This window comes from Thermospira aquatica (assembly GCF_023525255.1).
GTDB classification, from domain to species: domain Bacteria; phylum Spirochaetota; class Brevinematia; order Brevinematales; family Thermospiraceae; genus Thermospira; species Thermospira aquatica.
In genome coordinates, this window is record NZ_CP073355.1 from 1,028,930 (window position 1) to 1,052,760 (window position 23,831).

Sequence of the window (23,831 nt, forward strand, 5' to 3'; positions counted from 1 at the left end):
CTTTCTCTCCCGGGAATTTTTTGTGCTTTTTGTTTTTTTGTGAGTGGACACAGGTTTTAAGCCCACAAAATAGTATAAAGCAGAGAATAAATTTTTGCTTTTTTTAAAAAAAAGGATAAGAAAGAATTTTGAAAAATTTTTAAAAAATGTTTTTCCCTGCAAAAAGGGCGACTTCTGGTGTGTTTATGAGCGGAGAAAGGGAGTTTCTCTCCTGCTTTTTCCAGGGTAGAGGGATACTCTCATAGGAAAGAAATTTGACGTTTTTTTGTTTCTTTGTATATACTATAGATGGGTATGGTATAGGAGGATTGATGTATGGCGAGTTGTCATCAGGGGCCGCATCATTCAGAAGAGGTGAAGCGTGTGCTTCTTACGAGGTTGAAACGGATAGAGGGGCAGATCCGGGGGATATCCCGGATGATAGAAGAAGACCAGTATTGTGATGATATTCTCAACCAGATTACGGCGGTACGGTCGGCTCTCGCAGGGGTCCAGGAAAAGCTTCTTATAGCCCATCTGCGATCCTGTGTTTCTGAACAGATAAGACAGGGACATGGTGAAGCTATTGATGAGGTTGCCCAAACTCTTCGTCGAATGCTCAAGTAGGAAAAAAGGAGGAACGTATGAAATCGTATGTGCTCAGAGTTAGCGGGATGAGTTGTCAGGGGTGTGTGAATACGGTAAAACGGACACTTCTTTCTCTCGAGGGAGTCAAAGAGGTTTCGGTGGATCTCGGGTCAGGAAGGGTAGACGTATTGTCGGAAGAAAGTGTGTCTGCTGAGAGGCTTGTTGAGACTGTCAATACAAAAACCCCTTATAAAGCAACACTCGAAGGATAAACCATGGAAAAAAAGCAAATTTTTCATGTTTCTGGCATGAGTTGTACGTCGTGTGCGCTAGCTGTGGAGAAAGTAATTGCCTCTATTGAGGGTGTAAAAGAGGTTCGTGTGGATTTTGCTACGAGGAGAGCTCTTGTTGTTGGGGAGAATATTCCTTTTGAACGCGTGAAAAAAGTAGTTCAGGAGATTGGGTATGGTATTCGTGAGGATGAGTATAGCCAGGAAAATCTCAAACGGAGAATTCGTCAACTTCTCATAAGCTGGGTGGGTGTGGGGATTCTTCTGGTAACAATGCTGTGGCATGATAATATTTGGGCTTTTGTCGTTTCGCTTGTGGTGGGTTTTGTTACGGTGATTTTGAGTGGATGGGATGTTTTTCGGGCGGTGGGGAGTGCTTTTCGAAAGCGTGTGTTTACCATGGATGTGCTTATTGGGGTAGGGGTAGGAGCTTCGGTAATCACAGGTGTTTTTCACCTCCTTGATCATCGTTTTCCGGATTTTGTGATGGTCGGGGTGATGATTCTTGCGATTCATCTCACAGGAACCTACCTTAAGGAGAAAACCACAAGGAGAAAACCACAGGGAAGGCAAGTGAGGCTATTGGGAGGCTTCTTGCCCTCGGGGCAAAAGAGGCGCATAGAGTCAGGGGAGACAGTGTCGAGGATGTTGATGTACGGCAGTTAATGGTGGACGATGTGGTGCTTGTGAAACCAGGAGAAAAGATACCTTCGGATGGTATCATTGTTGAGGGGGAGAGTGCTGTTGATGAGTCGCTGGTAACAGGAGAGTCGCTTCCGGTAGAGAAACACGTGGGAGATAGTGTGATTGGTGGGACAGTGAATCGGGATGGGGTGCTTTTGGTGCGTATTACCAGGGTGGGGGAGACAACTTTTCTTGCGCAGGTGGTGAAGCTTGTTGAAGAGGCTCAGGCAAGTCGTGTGCCTATTCAGAAGCTTGCAGATAAGGTTACGGCGGTTTTTGTGCCGTTGGTTCTTCTTCTTTCTCTGGTGGCTTTTGGGGTCTGGTTTTTGTTTCCCCAGGTGATGAGAGGGTTTATCGAGGGTATTGTGGTCTGGCTTCCCTGGCATTTTCCCCATGGGAGACTGGAAATGGCCATGTTTGCTTCACTCGCTACCCTGGTTATTGCCTGTCCCTGTGCTCTGGGTCTGGCGACGCCAACGGCTCTGATGGTGGGGATGGGGCAGGCAGCCCTTGAAGGGATCCTGTTTCGCAGGGGAGAGACTCTGGAAAGATTAAAAGAGGGGAACATTTTTGTTTTTGACAAAACGGGAACCCTTACCAAAGGCAGTCCACGGGTGGTTGCCTTTCGGGGGGAGAGTTTGCTTGCTGATGTGGCACTCACTCTGGAATCTGTCTCTCATCATCCTCTGGCAAAGGCGATCTCGGCGTTTTTCTCCTCTCGGGGGGCTCGTACGCTTTTGGCAGAGAAGATTGTCTCTGTAAGTGGGCGAGGTATGAAGGGTGTGATTGAAGGGCAGGAGGCTTTTGGAGGGAGTTTGGCGTTTTTAGAGGCCTTTGGAGTCAATATTCCTCCTCAGTTAGAGCTTGAGACGTTTCTTGAGCAGGGCACAATGGTGGTGGGATTTGCTCTTGGGAAAAGATTTTTGGGATACGTGGTCCTTGCCGATGAGGTACGGGAGGACGCCTCTCTTCTCATCCGGCGTCTTTCTGCTGAGGGGATCCGAACGGTGCTTCTCTCAGGGGATCTGCTTTCTGTGGTGAATTCGCTTGCAAAAGAGGTTGGCGTGGATGAGGCGTATGGACGACTTTTGCCTGAGGAAAAGCTTGCTATGATCCGCCGTTTTCAAAAGGAGGGGAAGAAAGTGGTGATGGTAGGGGATGGGATCAACGATGCGCCTGCTTTAAGACAGGCTGATGTGGGGATAGCCCGTGGGACGGGAACGGATATCGCTCTCGAGGCAGGGGATGTTGTTCTCACAGGGCATTCGTTACTTCTCATTCTTCGGGCACGAGAGATTTCCCTGGCTACCTTCAGGACGATTCGAAGAAACCTTTTCTGGGCGTTTGGGTATAATTTGCTTGCTCTTCCTCTTGCCCTGATGGGGGTGATGCATCCCGTCGTGGCAGAGGTCGCGATGGCACTGAGTTCTCTTTCGGTGGTGGGGAGTTCGCTGTGGTTGCGGTATAGACTTTTGAAGAGAAAAGAGAAGTCGCTCTTTTTCTGATTTTTGAGAAGGACTTTTCTTTGCTCCCATAAGCAGGGAGCGTTTTGAAAATAACAACCCCTTAGGCTTGGAGAGAGGTGAGAAAGGTGGTGAGGATCTTTTCGTAGATGGCAAGAAGCTTCTCGTCGTTATAGCCGGCGCGTCTGGAGAGAGGGCTGGGAGAGGGAAGAAGCACAAGTTCTACAGCGGAAGGACGACCATGTTTCTTAAGAAGACGAGAGAGTTCTCTCAAAACCCTTTCGCTTGTGGCAAAGAGGACACACCCTTCTCGTGTGAGAAGGGATGAGAGGTGGGGATTTTCTCGCAAGGGATGGATGGCTGTATCGGAGGCTTTCCCCTCCGTTTCTACTTCGAGGTAAAGATCGGTGATGCCCAACCCAAGAAGACGAAGCAGGTCTTTTCGGGCACTTACAGCCTGTGGGTTATCCCACCCCTCGGGTAAGGTTGGAGTAGAAAGAAGTCCTTTTTTCCATGCAAGTGAGGCAAGAGTGGGCCAGAATCGGTTTCCTCCACCCCCATAGAAGTAATTTACATCTTTTTCTCGGTTGAGTCTTTCAAACTTTTCTTTGACAAGCACCGAGGGAAAGCTTCCCACTATCCAGAAGAGTCGTTCTTTTCCTTCTTTCCACGCTTCTTCGAGGTAGCGATGAACGATAATAGCCATAGGACTTATTGTGGTTTTTTCTCTGTAATACCAGGGACAGGGTGCATGGTAGCAAGCTTAATTTCAAGTGCCTTTTCTTTAAGAAAGTGCATGAGTTTTTCTCGTACTTCGTAGGGAAGATAGAGAAAGGCAAGACTATACACCCAATCATTTTCTGTCCGGAGAATCTCACGGCTTATGACACACTCAAGCTGAACATTGCCGTTTTCAAGAGGAATGGTGAGATAGTACACCGTTTTTTTATCCAGTTTTGGGCCACGTATACGGCAACCTTCCCAGCTCAAATCCATTAAAAGCACCTGCACGGGATCTTTTTGACGAATATCTCTCAGCAAAGAGACTACCCCAATAGGAAGGCGTTCGTATCGTCTTTCTGCTGAAAGGTAGATTTTTTTGAGAGGCGCGATGACAAACATGTCATCGCTTCGTAGTTGAACCACCCGGGTTTTCCCACGAAAATGGAAACGGTCGACAGTGTAGGCAACGATAATTTCATCGCCTTTTTCTATGACAAACTGAAGATTGGGCGCGTATTGGAGTACAATACCCTCTGGAGTGCGTTCTCTAACCTCGGTTTCAAACAAAAAGAGTTTTTCATTTTTAAAAATCTCACATTCGGCGTGGTAACCTACGAGAAGAGGATAGGTATTCTGGATTTCTTGCTGGTTTTTTCTATTGAGCTGGAGACGTTTCATGGAGTGGAGAAAAAACTCACTGTAACGTTCCAGAATATAAGCTGGTACAGCCTGGGCGGTTTTTTCTATTTTTTTGAAGTCGGTAATAATATCCTGGATGGCCTCGTATTGAGCTGGCTCTATTTTTGGTTTGACAACAAGGGGTGAGTGGATTTTTTTAGCAATAGGGATTTCGATCACGGTTTTTCTGTGGCTTTTGAGAAGACTTCGAAGCCAGACAAAAAAAAGGCCACTTATAAGAAATCCCAGGAAAAAACTTATCAAAGAACCAACCCGGTTTACTTCGCGAAAGCTCTGGGAAATCATTTCTATGATATTACCTTCCATCGGCTACTCCTTGCCAAAGATTTTATCATACGGCACGGGAGGACTAAAAAAGAAACCTTGTGAGTAGTCTATCTTTAGTTCTTTTACCTTATACCAGATGATTTCATTGTGGACATACTCGGCGACGGTCTTGGCACCAAGTTCTCGGGCAAACTGACATATTGCCTTCACGACAGCGTAGGCTGTTTCATCTTTGTCCAGGTTTTTGATAAGCGAACCGTCAATTTTGATGAAGTGGGGGCGTAAAGCAAAGATATGGGCAAAGTTGGAGTAGCCTGATCCAAAATCATCAATGGCAAGTTGACACCCCAGAGCAAGAAAGGGTTTAAGATTTTCCTTAATCTCTTCATAATTCTGGATACTTTCGGATTCGGTGATTTCCAGAACAATTCTCTCGGGATGTTCAAAATTGGAGAGGGAATTTAAAAGAAAATGTTTGAGTTTTTTGTCTAAAAGATCTTCTGGGGTAAAGTTTATGGAAACCTGATAGGGAAGATTTCGGAAGTGATCAAGGGCATGTTGAACAACACTCCGAGAGATGAATGAATAGATCTTGGCCTGTTTGGCGAGGGTTAAAAAAGAGAGAGGAGGGATCATTTCCCCTGAGGGAAGTTGGATTCTTACAAGAGCCTCATACTTCTCAAAGTTTCCTGTATGGTTGTTGATGATGGGTTGATAGAAGTTTACAAGGTAGGAGTTCTGGATTGCATCCCTGAGTTTTCCAAGGGTGATGAGGTTTTCTTTATTTTGGAGAGAGAGAGTGTCTGGATATCCTCTGCTATAAAAAAAGTGGTTTTCATGCCCTTTGCTTTTTTGAGCAGGCCCGCCATGGCAGTGAGAACGGCATTGCCCTCTATACCTGGGGCGAGCAGATTGGCTCCCAGAATACCGGCGATAAAGGTGAGATAGATCTGTTGTCCCTCGATCTCGTAAGAGATACTGGAAAGATTTTCAAGAAAGTAAGTGGCAATGATTTCAAGTTCTCGTCTCTCCATTGGCTGATCAATAACCAAAAGGAAACGATCCGCCCAGAGTTTGTAGAGGGATGTCTTGGGATAAATGGAGAGGTTGGCGAGGCGTTTGGCTGTTTGCTCGAGGACGCGATCCCCTACAGCGCTCCCGAAATACATGTTCCACTCGCTAAAGTTTTCGATATCGAAGAGAAAGAGGTTTGGAGATTCAAAAGAAAAAAAGTCTTCGAGGAATTGGTTGCCGTTGGGGAGACCTGTGAGTTTGTCATGGTAGTAGCTGTACCTGAGTTGCTGGAAGAGTTTATCATTGGCGTAGTAACTTGCCTCAAGGGTTTCGGCGAGATTGTTGAAGGCTACAATGGTTTGCTGAAGTTCCTGAGAGGTGTTTTTGGAAAGGGGGATACGGTAATGGTAGTCTTCCTGTTCAAAGTGTTGGACACCTTCAAGAAATGCTTCCCACGTGCGGAAAAAAGATCCAATTTGTGAACGAAAAAGAAACCAGAAGAGAACCAGCGATACCAAAAGTCCCGTTCCTCCGATGTAGAATAAATGTTTGAGAAGGTTAGAGAATAATTTCTGACGCAACCCACTTACCAGTATCAATCCTGGTGTAATAACCCTCGCCTGCCAGAGAAAGTCTTTTTGCAATACTGGTGGCACATCTCCCTCTGAGAGGAGTTTTTCTTGATGGGTGGTAAGAAACTTGAGAATATCGTCTTGTCTTTTTTGGGGGTTGTGTAGTGGGAGGATTTGCCCTCGCGGAAAAGAAACAAGAAGAACAATCCAGTTGGTGTACTGTTTGATGTGGGTGAGTGTAAAAGGGAAAAACAACGATACAACATTGGACTGACGGAGCCAGATGTAGGGTTGTTTTTCTACCCAGAAAAAACCTCCAGAAGAAGTGGAATGAAAAAACGAAAGGATAAGGGATTTTTCTATGCCGATATTCTCGCTGCTTATGAGATTTCCTTTTTCGTCATAGCGCGCAAGTGGTTTGTCAAGGCATTTCTGGAGATCTTCAAGGATGATAGACGATGTTTGAGAAGCATATTTTTTCATTTCCTCGTGGGTAACATAGACAAAAAATGCATTTAAGGTTACGAGAACCAGAAAAAGACTGATCGTAATAATCAGCGCGGTAGTGAGAAATATCTCATTTTTTAGCTTCATCCTTACTCCCCTCACGTAATTATCGGCATCAATCCATTGAAAAGATAAGACTTTCTTTTTCTTTTCACGAAAAACGGGGAGGTACCCCTCCCCGTTTTGGCTCTTTGGTTATTGTTTTGTCTGAATCTCATAGATTGCAGCAGAAACAGGACCTATTTGTATGGGAACACCAGCCTTTAGCTGAAATCGGTTCGTAGTTTTAGCCGCATCAAAGGTGATGTCAGGAAGATTACCCAATAAATCTCGGGCCAGATAGGTTCCTGAGGGAGGGAGTTTTGCTGCCTGCCAGAGACTCTCGGGCAGCTTGAGGAAGAACTGTCGAGCCTCACGTTCAAAGTTTGCCACGACAAGCACTATTTTGCCATCCGTGTAGCGGGCAAAGGCAAGGATTCCATCGCTGAATCCCTCACTTTGAGGGATGATTTTCTCGTTTTTCTGGACGGCTTCGTTGGCAAAGCTGAGGTCATACATTCTCCCTTCAGCGAGAGCCGGATGAGATTTGACGAGCAAAAGAAGTTTTTGGTAAAAAGCGCGGAGTTTTTTCTGATCTTCTGAGAGGAGTCCTCCGTCAAACTTTCCACCATTGACCCATTTCTGGTGTTCGGGGACGCCCCAGAAATCAAAAATGGTGGTTCGGCCATCGTCCCCTCCAAATCCTTCTTTGCCAGCGGCAGGTTCTCCTACTTCCTGTCCAAAGTAGATCATAACAGGACCAGCATAGACACTTGCCACAACGGTCATGCCGGGGACACCCATCCATGGATCGGCGGCAAAGCCCTTGGAGGCAATACGCTCCTCATCATGATTTTCGAGGAAGGCAAGCATGTGATCGGAGAAGTCTTTGACCTTGAGCCATGCGTAGTAGAAACCTTTTCGATCGTATTTTGGTTTTTTCTTCATGAAGGGTTTCACAGAATCGTAGAGTCCTACCTTGTCATAGAGATAGTCAAACTTCCCCTGCGTGAGATATTTTTTGTAGGCCGAGGGGTTGTAGATCTCTGCTATGAAAATGACGTGAGGATACTTTTCCTTGACCTGTGGGATAGCCCATCCCCAGAATTCCACGGGAACCATTTCTGCCATGTCACAGCGGAAACCATCGACGCCAAAAGAAGCCCAATAGAGCAGGATGTCCCGCATCTTGCCCCATGTGTTGGGAGTGGGGGTAAAGTAGGTTTTTCGTCCGCCTTTGATGTCTACACCATAGTTGAGTTTTACCGTTTCAAACCAGTCGCCCAACGAGGGTGATGCGGAAAAAACATCGTTTCCCGTGACCTTGGCGGGGATCTCCTTAAATTTTCCATCTTCGCCGGCAATCTTGACATTGCTACCGGCAGGGTCGTATCCCTTTGGGACCTGGAATTCTGTTCCCGGGAGATAATAGAAATTATTGTTGGGATCAAAGGTGACATTGGTCTTATCGGTTTCCCCGAGGTCTTTTACCCATTTGGGTTTAGCAAGGGATTTGTATCCTCTGGCCACATGGTTGGGGACAAAGTCGATGATTACTTTGAGGCCGTTTCGGTGGGTTCGCTCAACCAGGGCGCGGAATTCATCCAACCGTTTGGGGACGTTGTGAGCAAGCAGGGGAGAAACATCGTAGTAATCTCGAATGGCGTAGGGAGATCCGGCTCGACCTTTCACAACATCAGGATCATCCATGGGGATGCCATATCTGGTAAAATCCTCCATCGTGGCATGGGCGATGACACCGGTGTACCAGATGTAGTCAACACCAAAATCCTTCAGTGCTTTGAGAGCGGTGTCAGTGATGTCATTGAAACGGGAAACCCCGTTTTCTTCCATACTGCCATAGAAGATACGGTTGGTGTTGGTGTTGGCAAAGAGGCGGGTCATCATCTGATAGATGATGATCTTACGCCTTTCTGGCTTGTAGCCCATTTCATTTCTATCCGGAGGGAGATCCGCCTGGGTAAGAGACGGGCCACACCCCACGAGAATCAAGACCACCAATAAGAAAAATCGCTTCATTGTTATCCTCCTCTGAAAAGACTTTTATATTAAGTATAGCATAAAAAAGAAAAAAAGCAACCTTTTTTTATGAGAAAATGGGAAAAGTATTGAGAAATTTGAAGAAGGTGTTCGTGAGAGCGACGGTAGTTTTGTCGCCATGAACTTGGCTTTTTATGATTTTGGAAACAAGAGGCGGATGAGTGATGGCTTTCTATTTTATTTTTTTTATTTTTCGTCGATATATTGATATATTAAATAGGTATTGAAACGGAGGTCGCTATGAAGTTTGGTGAGGTTCTTCTCCATCTCAAAATGGTGACGGAAAAGCAGCTCCAGATGGCCCTCGAGGAACAGGAATACAATATTCAGACGAGTAACTACACCGAGCCTATAGGGCATATTCTTCTACGCAATGGGGTCATCACCCCCGAACAACATGAAGAAGCACTTCTTTTTTATTTTCAACAACTGGCAGAGGATAGCTCTCAGCCACCCTACGTGAGAGAAACGGCAAAGGTGGCCTGTTGGGCACTGGAAAACAAAAATTCTCAGCATTCTCTCTCCGAAGAAACAAAACTTGCTATTCTTAAGCAGATCAAAGAGTATGAAGAGAGAATTGCGTATCTTGAAAAGTCTCTTGCTGCGCTCAATGACATGGAGCCCTCACCAGTAGTGCAGGAGTCTCTTGCACGAGAAAATACCGAACTGAAAAATCTTATTCAAAAGATTCAAAATCTGAGACATGATCTGGAGGTTTTTAGTAGATGAGACGATTCAAAGCGCTGGGAATTGCCGTGCTTTGCCTTCTGCTTATTGGTCAAAAACGGTATTTCAGCTATATGGGGCTTACCCTTGGACAAACCCAGCAGGAGGCGGAAGATATTATAGCCAAGAGTGAGGATTTTAAGATTGATGAAGCCCGTTTTTTTGGGAAGATTAATGAACAGACACCTTTTATTTTGAAGGCTACCTATAAACCGTTTATCAATAATCTTTACATGCAGTTCTATTCGAATGTGTGTTTTCATATTACGATAGAGTACAATTCAAACTATTTTGATTACTTATCGCTTGTTGAAAAGCTTGAGGATACGTATGGGAAGCCGTCCATTCGAACGGCGAACTTTGCTGCGTGGTATGGGGTATTAACCAACGGAACTCGTGGGGAAAACGGGGAAATTGATGTTCGTCTCCAGCTCGAAGCTCCCTCCACTGTCAAAGTCTATGATTATGTTCTTATGAAAAAGATGAATACAGAACTCAGTAATATCATCTTCCTTATTACCAATCAGACGATTATAGAGACGGAAAAAAGGCGCCTCATGAACGAGTTGTAGTGGAAAGCAACCGTTTTGGGCGTGAGGTTTGAGGAAAAATCTCTGATAGGCCCCTCAAAAGTTGAGGGGCATCCTTTCTTTTCCCGTATTACGATGCAGTGCCTTTCGAGAAACTGTAAAATAGGGAAGAGCATCCCTGAAAGTGTATGGTTAAACGTTTAACAATACACTTTTTAAGACAGGATGCCATTCTGGCAGGGTTGGTTTTCCGTCGTATTGTTATGTTTTTCTCTCCCGGGGCATGAGGTCCAGCGCTACGTTTGAAATAAGAATTTTCTTTTGTTTTGGCTCCCTCATTTCAAGCAGATGTATCTTCTCCTCTCGTTTACCCCGTTGCGTCAAATAAAAAAGTACTCGAAATTCGAATCATTGCCTCACAAAAAAAAGTACTCAAAAATTCCATACAGTTTCCTCCAAATTTTTGTTTTTTACATTCTTTTTCTTTTGAAGGCTGAAAAGTTTTCTCTGGCAAGCTGTAATTTTTTGTCTTAGGTGAAACAAATCGAGAGCCTTATAAAGCCTTGTTAGGCGTTCCTTTTGTGCCTCACTTACATAAGAGCTTTCTAAAAGCCGCTGGTAGGGAGTTTTAATATCATCATGCTTCTTTTGCACCTTGCTTCCGATTCTCTTTTCTCTGTCATTTTCATAACGGTTGAAAAGTTGGCATAAAGCCTGAGATACGCATAGAGTCGGTTCAAGTAGTAGACTTCTTCCTCGGTATCGTAGCGGAAGTATCCAACATTCTGGCGGACTATGGAATAGTTTTTCTGCTCAACGTAGCAGTTATCATTGGAACGGGAGCTTCTTCCCCTTGTAAATTTTATCTGATGCTTCTCACACCAATCACGCAGAGGATGATTAATAAATTCAGCACCGTATCAGAATCAATTCCCCGTAAATCAAAAGGAAGTCTTCTTTGGACTTTTTCTATGGCTTCTCTTACCCATTTTGAAGCTTTGTTTTGATTGCCACAAGCTCTGTCCAACCGCTCCAAACATCCACCATATTTAATGTTTGAGCAAAATCTCCCAGCTATTTCCTCCCTCATGGGCAACCAGATCAATCTCCATAAAACCAGGCAATTTTCATCCCACTCTGCCCACGTGCGTATAGCTATTTGTTGCTTTAACAACGTTCCAGGTTTTGTGCCTTTTCGTCCTTTTTATCTCAAGCTTTTACGCTCATGTTTCAAAAGTCGGTCAATACTTGAAGCACTTATATGGCGCAAGTTTTCTATAGCCTGTGGAGAACCGTGGAGATGTCCGTTTTAAGAGATTATCTAAAACTTCATTGAGAATCGGCTTTAAACGTTTGCCACACATGTAGTTTTCAATTTCCCAGACCTTTTTTAGAAGTTTTAGTTCCTCTTCGCCGAATTTTTTCTTTCTGCCAGGTCTTTTGCCCTTCTTGGCTATGTCGGCTTTAAGGTAATTTTTCTTGCCTACATAGATGGTTTTTCCGTGCTGCCTCAAGAGCCTGGCGGCATAGTTTCGGTTTTTTAAACCTGTTATCCTCACAAAGTAATCCAGTATCTCCATTTTTTCCTTTTTGCTGGCTTTTTGATATTGTTTTGCCGTTTCCCTGTAAATAGGTCTCCTTTCAAACATCGCTAACTCCACCTTTTACCTCCAGTTCTTTGAACTGGATTATTTTACACAAATTTAAAGTACTTTTTTATTTTGAAGCAACGTTCCCTTTTCGAGTACTTTTATTATGAAGCAATTCGTTTACTTTACAAAAACACTTCTTTTGCCTAAAATAAACAGAGAAAAATCTCATATGAGGTAGGATATGGAGTTTACAAAAGAATGGATTGATTCTCTTACCGTGGATGCGAATGCGATTGTTCGTCGTATCTCAGAACTTCTTGATATTCCTGTCCATCAGGTACAGGCAACGGTCTCTCTTCTCAAAGAGGGAAACACTATCCCTTTTATTTCCCGTTATCGAAAGGAGGTCACGGGCTCTCTCAATGAGGTGCAGGTGAGAGATATCTCTCATCAGCTGAGCTATCTCGAAAACCTCGAGGAGCGGAAGCTTGAGGTGGTGCGAAACATCTTTTCACAGGGAAAACTCACGGAAGATCTTTTTGTCAACATTCACAAATGTCAGACACTCACTGAGCTCGAGGATCTCTACGCTCCTTACAAGAAGAAAAAGAAAACCCGTGCCATGATTGCCATGGAGAAGGGGCTTGTACCTCTTGCGGACTATATGGAGCAAAATGCCGATGTCGAAAAAGAGGCCGAAAAGTATCTTAATCCTGAGCTTGGTGTCAATACAGTGGAAGAGGCTCTTCAGGGAGCGATGGATATCATTGCGGAAAGGGTATCCCAGGATATGGATAGAAGGGCTGTTGTTCGGGAGTATGTCCAGAAGACAGGCAAGTTTGAGGTCAAGGGGTTGAAAGAGGCGGATGTCAGTGTCTACAAAATGTACTACGACTATACCAGGTCTCTTTCTGACCTTAAGCCGCATCATGTTCTGGCCATCAATCGTGGAGAAAGAGAAGGTGAACTCGAGGCATCGATTGTTTTTGATGTGGATACGGGCCTTGAGAAGCTTTATGCTACCTACACGATTGCCAATACCTATCACAGGGCAGCTATTGAAGATGGGTACAAACGTCTTTTGGTGCCATCGGTACTTCGTGAGATTCGAACCCAGCTCACGCAGCAGTCTGAGAACCACGGGATCGCCGTGTTTTCCGAAAACCTCAAACATTTGCTTATGCAGCCGCCTATTAAACGGACAAGATTGCTGGCTATTGATACCGGTATTCGGACAGGGAGTAAGTGTGTTGCTCTCGATGAGAACGGGAAGTATCTTGGCCATTTTGTTATTTATCAGCATCAGGCGGAGAGAGCCGAAGCCCAGCTTGTGGATGCCATTCGACAGTACAATGTACAACTCATTGCCATAGGAAATGGAACAGGTTCCCATGAGGTGCAGTTTTTGGTTTCTGAGATGATCAGTGAATACAATCTTCCTATCCAGTTTACGGTTGTTGATGAGGATGGGGCTTCGGTTTACTCTGCTTCGGATATTGCGATAGAGGAGTTTCCCGATCTCGATCTCACGGTGAGGGGGGCTATTTCCATCGGGCGCCGTCTGCAGGATCCCCTGGCAGAGCTTGTGAAAATCGAACCCAAGGCTCTGGGTGTTGGACTCTACCAGCACGATGTCGATCAGAAAGAGCTTGCGAATAAACTGGATGAAACGGTGGAGTCTGTGGTGAATCAGGTAGGGGTAAATATTAACACCGCGTCAGCCGCTCTTCTCCGGTATGTTTCTGGGGTGAGTTCTATTCTTGCAAGAAATATTATCGAGTATCGTAATGCGAAAGGAGCTTTCAAAAGTCGAGAGGAGCTGAAACGTGTCCCTGGCTTTGGCCCCAAGACGTTTGAACAGGCAGCAGGGTTTCTCAAGGTCCCTGAGTCTGATGAATACCTGGATAATACCTGGGTTCATCCAGAGAACTATCCTCTTGCCAGAGAAATCCTGGCATATATGAAATCAGGCAAGGAACTCTCAAGGGATGTTCTTGCTGAACTCAAGAAAAAATACAATGTAGGTGACACGACTATCCAGGATATCATCCAGGAGCTTCGAAAACCCAACCGTGACCCTCGTGAAGATTATCCGCAGCCTATCTTGCAGAAGGGTGTGGTTCAGTTTGAGGATCTCAAGGTTGGGATGAAGGTGAAGGGCAAGATAAAAAATGTGGTGGATTTTGGGGCGTTTGTGGATATTGGAATTAAAGAGACGGCGCTGGTTCATCTCTCTCAACTCAGTGATCAATTTGTTCATCATCCCTCCGAGATAGTGAAAGTGGGGGATGTGCGAGAGTTTACCATTGTAGAGATTGATCCCCTGCGAAAACGTATAGGGCTTTCTCTGAAAAGTGATCCTTTTGGGACTCAAAAGGTAAGGCAGAGAGAAGAAAAGCCTCGTGAGGGGAGAGTCCTTGAGGAAAGGAAAGGATCTTCTTCTCGAGAGAAAAAGCCTGCGCCACTTCATCCTACGCTGGGAGATTTTTTCAAAAATGTCAAGTTTGACAAGTAAGGAGTGGTCATGATAGAAATTGCAAAAGCGATCCTTTTGGGCGTTGTAGAGGGAGTGACGGAGTTTCTTCCTATCAGTAGTACAGGGCACCTGATTCTCGTCGATCAGGTGGTAAAGCTTGCCGGGTCTCGTGAGTTTGTTTCTTCGTTTGAGGTGGTGATTCAACTGGGAGCTATTCTTGCGGTTGTGGTTTTGTATTTTGGGGAGCTTTGGCCCTTTGGGAGAGAGGGTATTCGCAAAAATGTGTTGAGTCTATGGGGGCTTGTGTTGCTTGGTACGTTGCCGGCATTTGCTCTGGGGTTTTTGCTTGATGATTGGATCGATGCACATTTTTTTACTCCCCTGGTGGTGAGTATTACCCTCGTTGGGTATGGGGTGATACTTCTTGTTGTGGAGAGATGGGGGAAAGAGCGTTTTTCCCACGGGAAAACGCTTGAAAATCTCAATTGGCGGGAGGCTTTGGGAGTGGGAGTTTTCCAGTGTCTGGCACTTGTGCCGGGAACGTCACGGTCTCTTGCGACCATTCTGGGTGGGCTTCTGCTTGGGCTTTCCCGTGAGAGTGCGGCGAGGTTTTCGTTTTTTCTTGCTATTCCGGTGATGGTGGGGGCTTCGGGACTCAAGCTCGTGAAGCATGCCGGTGGTTTTGGGACTCAGGAGATGGTGGTTCTTGGGGTGGGATTTTTGGTATCGTTTGTGGTAGCCTGGCTTGCTATACGGTTTTTGATGGCATATATTCAGAAACATGATTTTAAGCTTTTTGGATACTATAGGATTTTATTGGGGATGATAGTGTTGATAGTGTTGGGGATGCAGTAAACGTGAGGGTTGTCATAGGGTATCTCTGCCTGGGAATAAGTGCGTTTTTACTTCTTGCTGTCTTGAGTTTTCATCCGGGGGATACTATTCTTTTGGTCTCGCAGCCCAATCAGTTGGTGGAAAATATCGCTGGAAAGGCTGGTGCATGGGCTTCTTCGTATCTTGTGATTATCTATGGCTATCCATCGGCGATTCTTCTTTCTTTTGGGTTGCTTGTGGTGGGGCTCCATGTTCTTGCCAAGAGTAAACTGGGGCAGATATGGCTCAAGGTGCTTCTCTTTTTTATTGCTGCTCTGTCTCTTTCGACCTTTTGTGCTTTTGTTGTGCCGCAACCTGACTATCGATGGGGAGGACTTGTTGGGATTGCTATTGCCCAGACAATGAGTGAGGTCGCACCTCCCTTTGTTGGAGCGGGGATATTTCTGGTGAGTTTTCTTTGGTCGCTTATAGCTTCCCTTCGTTTTCTTCAGAGGCTTTTTGCCCTGATAGGAGGGGGGATTATCGAGATACTCTTTTCTGCTCCCAAAAAACAGGCTGAGCTTGAGAAGGCGATTTCCCCGAAGAAAGGGGAGAATCTCTTTCCTGACGAGGCTGAAGAGGGTCCTGGTGAGGTTTTACCGGAGTTTTTCCCAAGAGAGGAGGCTGAATCGACAAGGGAAGAACCGGCCTTTTTGCGTCGTTCGGTTACAGAGAGTGAAGAAGGGATGCATGCCTCTGATGCCAATATCGAGGTTCCTTTCTGGCTTGTTGATAGTAATGCTTCTTTCTCCTTGAAAAAGGAGCTTGCACGTGCCTGTGGTATCGAGGAGGAAGAGTCTTTTGTTTCTTCCGGGGAAGAAAGCGAAGATCGGGACAAACACGAGGATTCTATCCTTTCTGGTGAGGAGAAGTCTTTTTCACATCCAGGATATGAAGAATTTTTTGGAGAAGAATCTTTCGAAACAGGGGGAGAACCCGCAGAGATAAAGAGTGAGGAAACGATTGAACCAGAGGAGAAACTCGAACCATCCGAAAATCATAAAGATACTGCCGATCTTTTTACTGACGAAAAATCTTCACTGGAGGAACCACTTAAAGCATCTCACAAGGAGTATCTCTCGCTGCGGGATGATCAGCCGGTCAGAAGGACTTCCACATACATGATGCCTTCAACATCTCTTCTGGAGATAGATCTACGGGAACGGTTTGGTCCTGAGGATGAAAAAGAGGTCAAGTCGGTTGCGAATCTTATTGAGATGACATTTAAGAGTTTTAAGATAGATGTCCAGGTGGTTGGTTATAGCCGCGGACCGGCGATCACACGGTATGAGGTTCAGATTCCCTCAGGACTTAAACTCCGCTCGATTACCAGTCTTGTCGAGGATCTCGGGCTTAATCTCGGGTTTTCAGATATACGGATTGTGGCGCCGATCGGAGAAAAGGGATTGGTGGGCATTGAAGTACCTAATCGCAAGAGACGTCATGTTTTGCTTCGAGAAGTAGTGGAAAGTAGTGAGTTTGAGAAAAGCGAAGCGATTCTTCCTCTCATTCTTGGCAAGGATATCACGGGCAATATCCTTGTAGAAGATCTTGTCGAAATGCCCCATCTCCTGATTGCTGGAACGACGGGCAGTGGAAAAAGTGTCTATGTCAACGCTTTTCTTGCGAGTCTCCTCTTTAAAAAAAGCTATGATGAATTGAAGTTTCTTCTCATTGATCCAAAGATGGTGGAACTCGAGTTGTATAACGGGCTACCGCATCTTCTGGCTCCGGTTATTACTCAACCTGAGGTGGCGATCGTTGTCCTCGAGTGGGTTGTGAAGGAGATGGAAAGGCGATACAAACTCTTCAGTGAACTTGGAGTGCGCAATCTCAAGGAATACCATGAAGTTTGTCCTCCTGAAAAAGGATTTGAGAGATTGTATTATCTTGTTGTGGTGATTGATGAGTTTGCTGATCTGATGCTTCGTATCCCCAAGGAGACGGAGCGGGTGATCTCACGGCTTGCGGCTATGGCTCGAGCGGTGGGGATCCATCTCGTCGTAGCGACACAGCGCCCGAGTGTGGATGTGGTCACAGGGATTATCAAGGCAAACTTTCCTTCTCGTGTGGCTTTTCGGGTGAGTTCCCAGACGGATTCGAGGACGATTCTTGATAGGGGGGGCGCGGAGAAGCTTCTCGGAAAAGGGGATATGCTTTTCATGTGTCCGAAGAATACGGACCTTGTGAGACTTCAGGCTCCCTATGTTTCTGGAAAGGAAATAGAAACCCTCGTGTATGAAATCAAACGCCAGAAGAAGGTAGAGTATCTTCTTGATGTTGAAAAACTCATGGAGGAAGTGGAAAATCCTTCTCTAAGTAGTGGTGAAAGGGGCCCACGAGATCCCCTCTTTGAAGAGGCATTGCGACTTGCGGCAGAAACGGGAGAGGTTTCGGCGTCTTTTCTCCAGCGGAAGCTGCGGATAGGATACAATCGGGCATCTCGTATTGTGGATATGATGGATTCGATGCGTATCCTTGGTCCGAGTACCGGGACGAGTAAGCCAAGGACAGTGCTGATATCGCCTGACGAGGTGAGTGAATACCTGGAGATGGAATAAAAAAATATAAAAACAAAGGGAGGGACTATGGTACCTCTACCTTTGACTCTTGTAGATGAAGCAGCACAACTTATCGCCCGGGCGTTTTTTCATGATCCGTTGTATCGGTTTTTCTTTCCCTGCGAGCGCAAGAGGATAAGAAAAATTCAAGCGTTGTATCGTTTTATTCTTCGTGAGCATATTCGTCATGTGTGGATGAGTTCTGAGATTTTGGAAGGAGTGGTTATCTGGGAAGAACCCTATGACCATGGGCTTGACATAGGGTTGTGGGCAGTGAAAGAGGGGTTTTGTTTCTTTAAAACCCTTGGAGTTGTGGGATTGGTACGGGTGGTAGCTTTTGCAGTGGTGAGTTTTTTCTGGAGAAGGAAGTTTTTGAGGGAAGAAGATTTTTGCCTCACGGTGATCGCGGTGGATCCTTCCTGCCAGGGAAAGGGCATAGGCAAAAAAATGCTTTTCTGTCTTTTGACCGAAGCTGACAAAAACGAAGCATCTGTCTATCTTGAAACCCAGAATCCCTCAAATGTTGGTTTGTATGAACGTTTTGGATTTGTTGTTGTGGGCAAGAGGTTTTGGAAAGGGGGAGAACATGTGATGATGAGACGAAGAGGTTAGGGGTGTTTTTTGTATGAGAAGACATTTCTCAATAAAAGCAATCTTTTTTGTTGAAAGTTTCTCAAAATAGCTTTACAATACTTCATCCTAAAAGAAGAGGTAAAGTCTATGATCCAGGAAAACAAGTATGTGGAAATGTCCTACACGCTGAAGGATACCAATGGTGTTGTGATAGATTCTTCTCCTAATTACGCCTATATTCATGGTCAGGGGCTTATTATCCCTGGACTCGAGAAGAAACTCGAGGGAAAGAACGAAGGAGACGAAATTACGGTGACTATTCCTGCTGCGGAGGCTTACGGTCAGTATAATCCTGAGTTGCGTTTTGAAGTAGAAAAGTCACAGATCGATGGGGCGGATCGCTTTGAAGAGGGGATGTTTGTTTACGGGCAGGATGGGGAACATTACCATATCTTTCGTGTGGTAGCCATCAGTCCAAATACCATCACTCTTGACGGGAATCATCCTCTTGCTGGTATGGATCTTGTCTACGAGATCAAAGTACTGCAGGTTCGTGATGCCACAAAAGAAGATTTTGATACCCTGATGGGAGATGAGGGGTGTGATGATTGTAGCTGTGATGATGACAGTTGTGATTGCCATTAAGACTTTCTTGAGGTAAGAGATGCCCTGGGTTACCGGAATTCTCACGTGGTACATGAACCATATCAATTATGGTTCTGTGTTTCTCTTGATGCTTATAGAGAGTTCGTTTATTCCCTTTCCGTCTGAGGTTGTGGTTCCACCGGCTGCTTATCTCGTGGCCCAGGGGAAGCTTAACGGTATGGCTGTTATGGCGGTAAGTACCCTTGGTGCACTTGGTGGTGCGCTGATAAATTATATTCTGGCGGTGATAATAGGTCGCCCTGTGCTTTATGCGTTGGCAGATACTCGGTGGCTCCATTTTCTTCTGATTACCCGGGAAAACGTTGAGAAAGCCGAGAAGTTTTTTGTGAAGTACGGGAATCTTTCTACCTTTATCGGGAGATTTGTCCCTGCTATCCGTCAACTGATCTCTGTGCCTGCAGGGCTTTCCAGGATGCCTCTTCTACCTTTTCTCTTTTATACAACCCTTGGGGCAGGTTTGTGGAATCTGATCCTTTTTATCCTGGGGTATTGGTTTTACCAACAAAAGGCGTTTTTTGAGCGCTACTATCATCTTATTACGTATGCTATTGTGATTCTTGTGGGACTTTTCGTAGTCTGGATGGTCTACAACGGTTTGAAACCGACGAAAAAGCAAGGAGAAAAACCATGAAGCAGGTGAACTTTGGAGTGGTGGTTTTTCCAGGAACTAACTGTGATCGTGATACCTTCTGGGTGCTGAGCGAGGTATGCAAGAGTAAGGTGCGTTATGTCTGGCATACAGAAACCAGTATTGATGATCTTGATGTGGTAATTCTGGCCGGAGGTTTTTCCTATGGAGACTATCTCCGAAGCGGTGCGATTGCACACTATTCGCCGGTGATGCAGGAGGTGAAACGTCACGCGGAGAAGGGCAAGCTGGTGCTCGGTATTTGTAACGGTTTTCAGATTCTGGCAGAGACCCATCTTGTGAAAGGAGCATTTCTCCACAATAAGACGCAACATTTCCTCTGTCAAAAACAGCATCTCAAAGTAGCTACAACGAATTCTCCCTTTACAGGTCTTTATAGATCCGGAGAGGTGATTCAGATACCTATTGCTCATGGAGAGGGAAACTACTTTCTTCCCCAAAAGGATCTTGAAGAGGCACTTGAGCATGATCTAGTAGTTTTCCGCTATTGTGATGAAAACGGCGTGGTCTCTCAAGACACCAACCCCAATGGTTCCACCGATAGTATTGCCGGTATCTTGAATCGCCAGCGCAATGTTCTGGGCATGATGCCCCATCCTGAGCGTAGTAGTGAATTTGAAATGGGTTCCATTGATGGGAAAAGGATTTTTGAGGGGATTATTCAGTGGATACAGAGCGCTTAGTTTCTCTGATACGCCCTGAGGTCAAATCGCTTGCTGGGTATGTGGCTGGAAAGGCTCCCTCGGGTAGCTATAAACGACGGATAAAACTTGCATCCAACGAAAATCTCGTTATCAATAATTCTGATGTTCAACGACATATTAAAAGGATACTTTCATCCCCTTCTCTTGAGTATTATCCTGATAGCCATCAAACTCGACTTCGCGAGGCTGTGATAAGTTTTCTTGAGAGAGAGGGATTTTCCATCTCTCCAGAACAGATTGTCTTTGGAGATGGTTCCGGTGAATCACTTCAGATGGTGATGATGGCGTTTGTAAATCCAGGGGATACGGTAGTGATACCTGAGCAGAGTTTTAGTCTCTATCGGACGCGGGCGATTCTGGCGGGGGCACGGGTTGTCGAGGTGAGACGAAAAAACCTCTGGGTGGATCTGGATGCTCTAAAAGAAACAGCGATTCAAACCAGAGCCAAACTCGTGGTTTTTTCTAATCCAGACAATCCTACCTCAACCACCCATGGAGGCGATGATCTTGAGAGGTTTCTCAGGGGAATCCCCCCTGATGTGTTGGTTCTGCTGGACGAGGCGTATATTCATTTTGCAAACTGGAGAGAGAGTGGACTTCATTTTGTGACTCGCTATCCCAATCTGATTATCATGCATACCCTTTCCAAGGCTTTTGGACTTGCGGCGCTTCGGGTAGGATTTACGGTGTCGCATCCGATCTTGGCGGAGCAGATGGAAAAGATTCGTCTTCCTTTTAATCTGGGACTTCTGGCTCAGGAAGGTGCGTGGTATAGACTCACCCACCCAAATCGTATATGGGAAAGTGTTGAGATTATTTGTAGAGAAAGGAAAGCCTTGATAGATTTTCTTGAAAAAGAGGGACGACATCCCCTTCCTGCGGGTGGAAACTTCGTGTTCTGTGATTTTGGGCCAGAGTATAAGAGAATTGTGGAGTATCTTGAGAATCATGGGATTACGGTAAGGTCGCTTGGGTCTTTCGGATATGATCCACGTTTTGTAAGAATTACTGTAGGGGGCCCCAGGGATATGACGTATTTTAAAAAGATTTTTCTTCTGGCTGTTCGAGAGGCAGGATTACCGTAAAAACGCTTCCTTTGTTTTTTTCACTTTTCACAGAAATCTCTCCATGATGGCGCAAGACGAGGGTTTTGACAAGAGCAAGGCCCAGCCCTGTTCCTCCTGTTTGGCGCGAACGGGCTTTGTCAGCTACGTAGAATCTCTGGAAAAGATGGGGAATGTCTTTTTCGCTGATGCCTATGCCCGTGTCTTCACATGTGATGGTTACTTTGTCTCTGGTGGAGGAAAGGGTGAGTTTTACATCGCCTCTGTCTGTATAACGGAGGGCATTGTCCAGGAGGTTGACAAGGATTTCTTCGATGGCAAGGGGGTCGGCATTGATGATGAAGGGTTTTTCCGGTATATTTACCGTAAAACGCAAGCCCTTTTGAGTGAAACGGGGGGTGTATATTTCAGAAAGCCTTGAAACAATCTCTCGTATGTCAACATCTTCTACCTGGAGGGGAGCAGATTCTCCACGCTGGAGGGAGAGAAGGTCCTGTGAGAGCTGGATAAGCCGGAAGAGATGGTGGCGTATCACGGAAAAGCTTTTTTCTTGTTGGGGGGTAATGGTTGGTTCCAGGATTTCCAGGTAGCCCTGAAGGGCGGTAAGGGGGGTTTTGAGTTCGTGGGCTGCCTGAGCGATGAAGTTTTTTTCTCGCTGTTCCCGGAGGATTTCCTCTGTCCTATCAACAAAAAGGAGGAGAAAACGTTTTTCTAAAAGGGGGGCAAGAAAAATGCTGTAGTAACGCTCTTTGAGAGCGAAAGGAGAGCTTGTTCCCTGTCCTCTTTTTAAAAGATCTTCAAGGATGATGGTAAAATGGTGGGAGGGGATCTCCCAGCAGAATTTTTTCACCTGGAAGGTGTTTTGAAATCCCTGATTGGCAAAGAGGATTTCTCCATGATCGTTGATAATCGTGGTGGGAAAAGGAATTCCCTCGAGGACTTCATGCCAGCGGTCAAGTTCTTTTTGAAAGAGTTCTATTGTTTCTCTTTTTTCCTTGAGACGGATATTCCAGCTGTCTGTGAGATCTGTGATTTCCCGGACAAAAAGAGGAGAGGCAGGGCCTTGCCAGGCGTGCTGGATATCTTTTTTGAGAAGAAAAAATAGTCCTCCCATAACCAGAGAAAAAACACAAAATAAAACCACTCCTATCCACCACGAGACATGCCCTGGGAAAAGCACGAAAATAAGAGTAACAAGTTCAAAAAGCCAGCCGAGAAAAAACCATCCAAAAAGACTCATGAGGTTTTTTCAGCAAAACGTTTTAAGAAAATTTTTGCAATAAGAGAACGAAGAGAAACGGGTACCAGTCCTAAGAAAAGGGCTAACCACGTATCACCTGTACTGGCATAGATGATAGTTTTGCGTTTGAGAATGCGGGGAAGAGCATAGTTTGCTACTTTATCAGGATCTTTTCCCAGAGAGCGAGACACTTGAAGATACGAGGAATTTTCGATAGCAGCATTTGTATCGAATCCTGTACGCATATAACCAGGCACAAGGCAGCATACGCTTATGCCTTTGTGCTTCCATTCCCTTGCTAGAGCTCGACTGAAGTGAAGGACATAACTTTTTGTGGCACTGTATACAGAAAAATACGGGGTAGGGATAAGTCCCACAAGAGAACTCACGTTGACAATGATACCATGGTTTTCCATCATCTTAGGTCCAAATCGATGGCAGAGGAGGGTGAGAGATTCCATGTTGAGGTAGAGGAGATGGTGGAGATCACGTTCGGGCTGGTCTTCAAAACACCCAAAGAGTCCTCGTCCTGCGTTGTTGATGAGAATATCCGGCCATATCTGCTGACGTTTACACCACTGCCAGAGGGTATCTACACCTTCGGGGGTGGAGAGATCGGCCATAATCGTGTGAACACTTACCTGATACTGGTTGGTGATTTCCTGAGAGACGGCTTCAAGGATCTCTTGTCTTCGCGCGGCGAGAATGAGAGAAAAACCCTCTCGTGCACAGGCAAAAGCGAGAGACTTTCCTAGTCCCTGACTACTCCCCGTAATAAGCACCCACCGGGGCTTCCATCGTTTCGGGATAGAAGATGCTCTGGTAGACACGGAGAACCTCCTCTGCTTTTTCATATTCCCCCCGGTTCATATGATGAATGGCAAGCCTGCTTGCTATAGCCATTCCTTCAAAGATGTTGTATTTTTCCGGTTCTTTTAAAAGATTTTCATACGAATGTTGGGCTTCTTCATAGTTTCCCGCACTCTCAACGATCTCCTCAAAGGTTCGACGTTTTGGTATGTCAGGATACTGCTCAGAGAGAAGTTCTAGGTAGATACGGTATTGTTCGTCAGCCTTTTCAAACTCACCGAGCTGGATATAGATATACACGAGCATTTCGTGTACTTTGAGGTTGGTGTAGTTGGTTTCTTCGAGGGCGAGAAACTTTTTAAGGGCTTGTTTGTATTTTTTCTTGTGGAAGAGTTCTACAGCCTCATAGGTTATATCACGGTATTCTTCAAAGGTTTTGATAGGCATATTTCCTCCCTTTTTTTATTTTCGGTTAAAAAAG

General features: G+C 45.4%; 22 protein-coding genes and 1 pseudogene. 14 read left to right on the forward strand and 9 right to left on the reverse strand.

Translation table 11 applies throughout. From position 1 onward, the window contains the following. The first annotated feature begins 315 nt into the window (after window positions 1-315). From KDW03_RS04915 to KDW03_RS04930, 4 genes are read left to right on the forward strand one after another with little or no spacing between them, the layout of a single operon-like run. Window positions 316-606 (forward strand): metal-sensitive transcriptional regulator, encoded by a 291-nt coding sequence (locus KDW03_RS04915; RefSeq protein WP_271436276.1) that lies wholly within the window; start codon window positions 316-318, stop codon window positions 604-606. 17 nt (window positions 607-623) lie between these two features. Continuing rightward, window positions 624-839 (forward strand): heavy-metal-associated domain-containing protein, encoded by a 216-nt coding sequence (locus KDW03_RS04920; protein WP_271436277.1) that lies wholly within the window; start codon window positions 624-626, stop codon window positions 837-839. A 3-nt stretch (window positions 840-842) separates the two neighbouring features. Beyond that, window positions 843-1,523, forward strand: coding sequence for a cation transporter (locus KDW03_RS04925; RefSeq protein WP_271436278.1), 681 nt, complete (start codon window positions 843-845; stop codon window positions 1,521-1,523). Continuing rightward, a complete protein-coding gene (locus KDW03_RS04930) occupies window positions 1,439-3,046 on the forward strand; it encodes a heavy metal translocating P-type ATPase (RefSeq protein WP_271436475.1) in 1,608 nt (535 codons plus the stop codon). The genes KDW03_RS04925 and KDW03_RS04930 overlap by 85 nt, the downstream gene beginning before the upstream one ends. Before the next feature lie 61 nt (window positions 3,047-3,107). Here KDW03_RS04930 and KDW03_RS04935 read toward each other — a convergent pair whose 3' ends face one another. From KDW03_RS04935 to KDW03_RS04955, 5 genes are all read right to left on the reverse strand, one after another. Beyond that, window positions 3,108-3,710 (reverse strand): uracil-DNA glycosylase family protein, encoded by a 603-nt coding sequence (locus KDW03_RS04935; protein ID WP_271436279.1) that lies wholly within the window; start codon window positions 3,708-3,710, stop codon window positions 3,108-3,110. A 5-nt stretch (window positions 3,711-3,715) separates the two neighbouring features. Then, the gene (locus KDW03_RS04940) at window positions 3,716-4,732 is read right to left on the reverse strand and encodes a PilZ domain-containing protein (protein WP_271436280.1); all 1,017 of its coding nucleotides are present in this window, start codon (window positions 4,730-4,732) and stop codon (window positions 3,716-3,718) included. A 3-nt stretch (window positions 4,733-4,735) separates the two neighbouring features. Beyond that, complete coding sequence (locus KDW03_RS04945; protein WP_333907708.1) at window positions 4,736-5,464, reverse strand: EAL domain-containing protein; 729 nt, start codon at window positions 5,462-5,464, stop codon at window positions 4,736-4,738. Continuing rightward, window positions 5,416-6,873, reverse strand: a complete 1,458-nt coding sequence (locus KDW03_RS04950) for a GGDEF domain-containing protein (RefSeq protein WP_271436281.1) — start codon at window positions 6,871-6,873, stop codon at window positions 5,416-5,418. Before KDW03_RS04950 ends, KDW03_RS04945 begins: the two co-directional genes overlap by 49 nt. 108 nt (window positions 6,874-6,981) lie before the next feature. Further along, window positions 6,982-8,865 (reverse strand): alpha-amylase family protein, encoded by a 1,884-nt coding sequence (locus KDW03_RS04955; protein WP_271436282.1) that lies wholly within the window; start codon window positions 8,863-8,865, stop codon window positions 6,982-6,984. Between the two features lie 261 nt (window positions 8,866-9,126). On the opposite strand from KDW03_RS04955, the gene KDW03_RS04960 reads away from it, so the two are divergent. Beyond that, window positions 9,127-9,615 (forward strand): hypothetical protein, encoded by a 489-nt coding sequence (locus KDW03_RS04960; protein WP_271436283.1) that lies wholly within the window; start codon window positions 9,127-9,129, stop codon window positions 9,613-9,615. Next, window positions 9,612-10,184, forward strand: coding sequence for a hypothetical protein (locus KDW03_RS04965; RefSeq protein WP_271436284.1), 573 nt, complete (start codon window positions 9,612-9,614; stop codon window positions 10,182-10,184). The genes KDW03_RS04960 and KDW03_RS04965 overlap by 4 nt, the downstream gene beginning before the upstream one ends. A 390-nt stretch (window positions 10,185-10,574) precedes the next feature. Here the strand turns inward: KDW03_RS04965 and KDW03_RS04970 are convergent. Then, a pseudogene (locus tag KDW03_RS04970) lies at window positions 10,575-11,791 on the reverse strand (integrase catalytic domain-containing protein). A gap of 184 nt (window positions 11,792-11,975) precedes the next feature. Here KDW03_RS04970 and KDW03_RS04975 point away from each other — a divergent pair. From KDW03_RS04975 to KDW03_RS05010, 8 genes are all read left to right on the forward strand, one after another. After that, complete coding sequence (locus KDW03_RS04975) at window positions 11,976-14,249, forward strand: Tex family protein (RefSeq protein ID WP_271436285.1); 2,274 nt, start codon at window positions 11,976-11,978, stop codon at window positions 14,247-14,249. Window positions 14,250-14,258: 9 nt separating this feature from the next. Then, window positions 14,259-15,065, forward strand: a complete 807-nt coding sequence (locus tag KDW03_RS04980) for an undecaprenyl-diphosphate phosphatase (protein WP_271436286.1) — start codon at window positions 14,259-14,261, stop codon at window positions 15,063-15,065. Between the two features lie 2 nt (window positions 15,066-15,067). Continuing rightward, window positions 15,068-17,644 (forward strand): FtsK/SpoIIIE family DNA translocase, encoded by a 2,577-nt coding sequence (locus KDW03_RS04985; protein ID WP_271436287.1) that lies wholly within the window; start codon window positions 15,068-15,070, stop codon window positions 17,642-17,644. 27 nt (window positions 17,645-17,671) lie between these two features. Beyond that, window positions 17,672-18,256, forward strand: a complete 585-nt coding sequence (locus tag KDW03_RS04990; RefSeq protein ID WP_271436288.1) for a GNAT family N-acetyltransferase — start codon at window positions 17,672-17,674, stop codon at window positions 18,254-18,256. Between the two features lie 108 nt (window positions 18,257-18,364). Continuing rightward, window positions 18,365-18,862, forward strand: a complete 498-nt coding sequence (locus KDW03_RS04995; RefSeq protein ID WP_271436289.1) for an FKBP-type peptidyl-prolyl cis-trans isomerase — start codon at window positions 18,365-18,367, stop codon at window positions 18,860-18,862. 19 nt (window positions 18,863-18,881) lie between these two features. Further along, complete coding sequence (locus KDW03_RS05000; protein WP_271436290.1) at window positions 18,882-19,514, forward strand: DedA family protein; 633 nt, start codon at window positions 18,882-18,884, stop codon at window positions 19,512-19,514. Window positions 19,515-19,519: 5 nt separating this feature from the next. After that, window positions 19,520-20,215: a phosphoribosylformylglycinamidine synthase subunit PurQ gene (purQ, locus tag KDW03_RS05005; RefSeq protein WP_408648358.1), complete on the forward strand. Its 696-nt coding sequence runs from the start codon at window positions 19,520-19,522 to the stop codon at window positions 20,213-20,215. Beyond that, a complete protein-coding gene (locus tag KDW03_RS05010; protein ID WP_271436292.1) occupies window positions 20,197-21,321 on the forward strand; it encodes a pyridoxal phosphate-dependent aminotransferase in 1,125 nt (374 codons plus the stop codon). Before purQ ends, KDW03_RS05010 begins: the two co-directional genes overlap by 19 nt. Here KDW03_RS05010 and KDW03_RS05015 read toward each other — a convergent pair. Genes KDW03_RS05015 through KDW03_RS05025 form a run of 3 tightly spaced genes read right to left on the reverse strand, consistent with a single transcriptional unit; the run spans window position 21,275 to window position 23,797 of the window. Beyond that, window positions 21,275-22,540 carry a sensor histidine kinase gene (locus KDW03_RS05015; protein WP_271436293.1) on the reverse strand — a complete coding sequence of 422 codons (1,266 nt, stop codon included), beginning with the start codon at window positions 22,538-22,540 and terminating at the stop codon, window positions 21,275-21,277. The genes KDW03_RS05010 and KDW03_RS05015 overlap by 47 nt on opposite strands. After that, window positions 22,537-23,370: an SDR family NAD(P)-dependent oxidoreductase gene (locus tag KDW03_RS05020; protein WP_271436294.1), complete on the reverse strand. Its 834-nt coding sequence runs from the start codon at window positions 23,368-23,370 to the stop codon at window positions 22,537-22,539. The genes KDW03_RS05015 and KDW03_RS05020 overlap by 4 nt, the downstream gene beginning before the upstream one ends. Beyond that, a complete protein-coding gene (locus KDW03_RS05025; RefSeq protein WP_271436295.1) occupies window positions 23,303-23,797 on the reverse strand; it encodes a tetratricopeptide repeat protein in 495 nt (164 codons plus the stop codon). The genes KDW03_RS05020 and KDW03_RS05025 overlap by 68 nt, the downstream gene beginning before the upstream one ends. Window positions 23,798-23,831: the final 34 nt, after the last annotated feature.